Here is a 4,196-nt window from a genome sequence, read left to right on the forward strand (position 1 = left end):
CGAACAGCGCCAGCACCACCTCCAGGTCCGACGCGCCGTCCGCGACGGGCGCCGCGTGGCGCCGGAGCTCCGCGCGGTTGTCCAGCCGTGCGTCCCCCACGGCGGCCAGAGTGCCGCGCCGGGCCGCGAGCGGACGGAGAACGGGCACCGCGGCGGCCGCGGAGAACGGACCGTCGTCCATCGCCGCGTCCACGGGCGCCACGCGGCGCAGCAGGCGCGCGGCGTCGCCCGGGCGCGGTGCGCGATCGAGCGAGAGGGCGCAGGCGAACGCGCTCACGCGGGCATCGCGGGCATGGGGAGAAAGCGCGCGACCGTCTCCGCGTCTTCGTTCACGGGGACGCCGTCCACCTCCACCCAGGCGTGCGCGTGGAACGGCGACGGCACCACGCCCAGCCGCAGCTCCGCGCGCACGCCGCGGCGGCGCAGCAGCACGTACAGCGCGAGCGACTGCTCCAGGCAGACGGCCCGCCCGGGAAAGAAGGCACCCGCCACGGCCACCCGGTGCGCCGTCCGCTCCGCCACACCGTCCGCCGCGGCGGTGAACGCGGGCCCCCGGCCGCCCATCCGCCGCGCCCGCGCCACGGACCGGCCGAAGCCGAACGCCTTGAGGTGGAGCCGGGTCACGAGCAGCGCCAGCATGCAGCGCATCACCCCCGGCACGTCGCGTCGCCCGCGGGACGTCACGCCGCCTCCAGGAGGTTGCTCTTGACGAGGCGCGAAACGATCTCTGCTACGTCATGTTCCAGCACGTTGCGCGGCGCGTCGTACTCGTCCGCGAGCACGTCCACGGCGGACGCGAGGGAGGCGCCGCCGCCCAGCAGGTCCCACACGCGCGTTCCCACCTCGTCCAATCCGAAGTACGCTCCGCCGCGATGGTCCAGCAGCACCGTGCGGCCAGCCTCGCGCGTGGACGTCACCTGCGCGGCGTGGCGGTAGCGCGCGTCCGGTGCGGGCGGGGCGTCGGCCCGCGCGGGCTTGCGGCGAAAGAGGTCGAGCACGAGCGGGTTCCTCCGGGTCGGTGGACGCCTGGGCCGGGAGCGCTGATCCCCGCGCACACGGTATGATTTAAATGTGTCCGTATAAGGTAGTATTCTCGAGATGGAAGAATTGTTCCCGGGCACACCGTGGACTCCCCGCGCGACGACGGCGAGGACGCGGGAACGGGGCGAACTCCGGTCCGTGGAACACCGGTCCGGCATGGGATGGTACACAGGGCCGCCCACAGCAGTCTCCTCCCATCCGAGGAAACTTCATGCGTTCCCTTTCCATCGCCCTCCCGCTCCTGTTCGCCGCCCTGCCCGCCGCATCGCAGGGCGTCGTCGTCCCCGTCCGCTGCCACGGCGCGTGCGCGGACCGTCTGCCCCCCACGCTCGCGGTGGATTCCGTGCTCGCGTGGGCCAACCTGGACAGCGCGCGGGCCGCCACCAGCGCGACCCTCGCGTTCGGCAACGACGGGCGCGACACGCTGGACGCCGCGCTCTTCTTTCCCCTACCGGCGGACGCCACGGTGTACAGCGTGTCCGTGACCGACGCCGACCGGCCGGCGCACGACCGCAACGCGCTCCTGGCCTACAACGACTGGAACCGTCCCGACGAGTCGCGGTGGATCGCGGAGGGGCTGGCGCGCGACCGGCGCATCCCCGGGCTGCGCGAGTACGCCCGCACGCGCATCGTGCACGTTCCCGTGCCCGACATTCCGCCCGGCGGCCGGCGCCGCGTGCAGGTGCAGTACTCGCAGCCGCTGCGGAGGGACGACGGGCGCGTGGCCTATCGGTATCCGCTGGCCGCCGGCGCGGAGGTGGCGCCCATCGGCCACCTGCGGCTGGGGATGACGATCCGGACCCCGGCGGGCTTTCACGACATCGCGTCCCCGTCGCACGCGGTGGACGTGGCCTGGGGAACGGAGTCGGCGCCGTGCCCCCCGGAGGCGGCGTGCGGCACGCGCGGCGTTCCTTCCGAGCGGGTGCGGGTGGTCACGCTGGAGGACGGCGGAAACGTGCGGCGCCGCGACTTCGAGGTGATCTACACCCCGCGCGAGCCCACGCCCGAAAATCGCAACGCATCCGATCCCCGGAACGGCGTTTTGCCTCGACGGCCAGCGAATCGGCTCCGGTGACGAGAAACGGCGGCGGATGATGATGATCGTCATCCGCCGCTGTTGTTTCTCGAAGCGGATACAGGTCGGCGCGGACGCTTTCCCCGCGCGCGCCCGCGTGTCATCTTCGACGGATGCTGCCCCCGATCCACCGACGTTGCGAAAGGGACGATGACGACGGACGCCGAGCGGATGTACCTCCACACGGGCGACGAGGCGCTGTTCTGGACGACGGGCGACGCGCCGGGCGGCGCCTTTGCCTCCGTCGCGCCGGCGGCGCCCCTGCGCGGGTTCGTGGAGCGCATCGGCATCGGGCGCGAGTGGGTGGATCCGGCGCATCCGCTCACGGAGCGCGTGCTGCCGGACGGCGGCGTGCACCTGGTCTTCAACCTGGGCGACGCGCCGGCCGTCCCCGGCACCACGCCGACGGCGTGCGAGGCACTGGGAGCCCGGTGCGCCCCGTCCATCATCCGCATGGCCGGGCGCGTGGAGCAGGTGACGGTCACGCTGCGGCCCGGCGGGATGGCGGCGCTCCTCGGCATCCCCGCCGCCGAGCTGTCTGCCGCCGACGCGCCCCTCGACGCGCTGTGGGGCCCCCGCGCGGCGGAGGCGCTGGAGCGGATGGCGGATGTGCCCGTGGGCCCGGCGCGCGTGGCCGCGATGGAGACGGTGCTGGCGGAGAGGCTCGCCGCGGTCGCCGCCCGTCCGGACGCCGTGGCCGCGGAGGCCGTGCGGCGCATTGAGGCGTCGCGGGGGCGCATCCGCGTGCGCGCGCTGGCGGAGGGCCTGGGCGTGAGCGAGCGGCGGCTGGAGCAGGTCTTCCACCGGCACGTGGGGCTGTCTCCCAAGTCCGTCTGCCGCATCGCCCGGTTCCGCGCGACGGTGGCCCTGCTGCGGCGCGATCCGCAGCGCCCGTGGTCCGACGTGGCGTATTCGTGCGGGTTCTACGACCAGTCGCACCTCGTCAACGAGTTCCAGGCGCTCGCCGGCCTGGCGCCGGGCGACTTTCGCGGCCGGAGCTGCGGATTTTTCCAAGACGCGTCCCCCGCCGCCGACTAGCTTTCCGTCCACGGAGCCGCATTCACCGAGACGGGAAGACGATGACGACGAACGAGATGCACGACGACCGGCCGCTGCGGGGGCGCGTGGCCGTGGTGACGGGCGCCAGCCGTGGCGCGGGGCGGGGGATCGCGCTGGAGCTGGGCGCGGCGGGGGCGACGGTGTACGTGACGGGGCGCAGCACGCGCGCGGCGCCGGCACCCGTCTACGGGCAGATCCTGGCCGAGAGCGGGCTGGACGCGCCGCCCGGCACCATCGACGACACGGCGGACGAGGTGACGGCGCTGGGCGGCACGGGCATCGCCGTCCGCGTGGACCATCGCGACGACGACGCCGTGCGCGCGCTGTTCGAGCGCGTGGAGGCCGAGCAGGGGCGGCTGGACGTGCTGGTGAACAACGCGTGGGGCGGCCACGAGGTGTTCTCCCTGGCGTCGTTCGGGGCGCCGTTCTGGGAGCAGGACGCGGGGCAGTGGGACGTGATGTTCAACGGCGGCGTGCGCAACCACCTGGTCGCCAGCCGTTTCGCCGCGCCGCTGCTGGTGCGGCAGGGACGCGGCCTGATCGTCACCACGTCGTTCTGGGACCGCGGCGCGTACCTGCGCGGAAACCTGTTCTACGACATCGCCAAGGCAACGATGAACCGGCTGGCGTTCGCCATGGCGGAGGAGCTGCGGCCGCACGGGGTGACGTCGCTGGCCGTGGTGCCCGGGTGGATGCGGACGGAGTGGGTGCTGGCCGCGCACAAGGCCACGGAGGCAACCTGGCGCGAGCATCCGGAGCTGGGCCGCACGGAGTCGCCGCGCTACGTGGGCCGCGCCGTCGCCGCCCTCGCCGCCGATCCGGAGGTGATGCGCCACAGCGGTGGCGTGCACCGCGTGGCCGACCTGGCCGACGCGTACGGCTTCACGGATATCGACGGCCGCCGCGTCCCCCCGTTCGAGCTGGGGGAGGGATAGGGTGGACCAATCTCCCAGATTGGCCGCGTGTGTTATGTTGCACACAGGCACTCAACTCACGCGGAGCATCACCATGGCAGAGCCGG

6 protein-coding genes are annotated in these 4,196 nt (G+C 73.6%); 3 read left to right on the top strand and 3 right to left on the bottom strand.

Annotated elements, in window-relative coordinates:
* The 3 genes from VFZ20_RS24445 to VFZ20_RS24455 all read right to left on the bottom strand — a co-directional run.
* The coding region (locus VFZ20_RS24445) for a hypothetical protein (RefSeq protein WP_329686577.1) at window positions 1–277 on the bottom strand (277 nt) is incomplete at its 3' end.
* Window positions 274–684 (bottom strand): lasso peptide biosynthesis B2 protein, encoded by a 411-nt coding sequence (locus VFZ20_RS24450; RefSeq protein ID WP_329686578.1) that lies wholly within the window; start codon window positions 682–684, stop codon window positions 274–276. The genes VFZ20_RS24450 and VFZ20_RS24445, both read right to left, overlap by 4 nt.
* The gene (locus VFZ20_RS24455; protein ID WP_329686579.1) at window positions 681–998 is read right to left on the bottom strand and encodes a PqqD family protein; all 318 of its coding nucleotides are present in this window, start codon (window positions 996–998) and stop codon (window positions 681–683) included. Before VFZ20_RS24455 ends, VFZ20_RS24450 begins: the two co-directional genes overlap by 4 nt.
* Before the next feature lie 254 nt (window positions 999–1,252).
* Here VFZ20_RS24455 and VFZ20_RS24460 point away from each other — a divergent pair, with 254 nt between their 5' ends.
* The 3 genes from VFZ20_RS24460 (at window position 1,253) to VFZ20_RS24470 (ending at window position 4,110) form a co-directional block, all read left to right on the top strand.
* A complete protein-coding gene (locus VFZ20_RS24460) occupies window positions 1,253–2,116 on the top strand; it encodes a hypothetical protein (protein ID WP_329686580.1) in 864 nt (287 codons plus the stop codon).
* 150 nt (window positions 2,117–2,266) lie between these two features.
* Window positions 2,267–3,154 carry a helix-turn-helix domain-containing protein gene (locus VFZ20_RS24465; protein ID WP_329686581.1) on the top strand — a complete coding sequence of 296 codons (888 nt, stop codon included), beginning with the start codon at window positions 2,267–2,269 and terminating at the stop codon, window positions 3,152–3,154.
* Between the two features lie 41 nt (window positions 3,155–3,195).
* A complete protein-coding gene (locus VFZ20_RS24470; protein ID WP_329686582.1) occupies window positions 3,196–4,110 on the top strand; it encodes an SDR family NAD(P)-dependent oxidoreductase in 915 nt (304 codons plus the stop codon).
* The last annotated feature ends 86 nt before the right edge of the window (window positions 4,111–4,196 follow it).

The sequence above is a fragment of the Longimicrobium sp. genome, assembly GCF_036280135.1.
Lineage (GTDB): Bacteria > Gemmatimonadota > Gemmatimonadetes > Longimicrobiales > Longimicrobiaceae > Longimicrobium.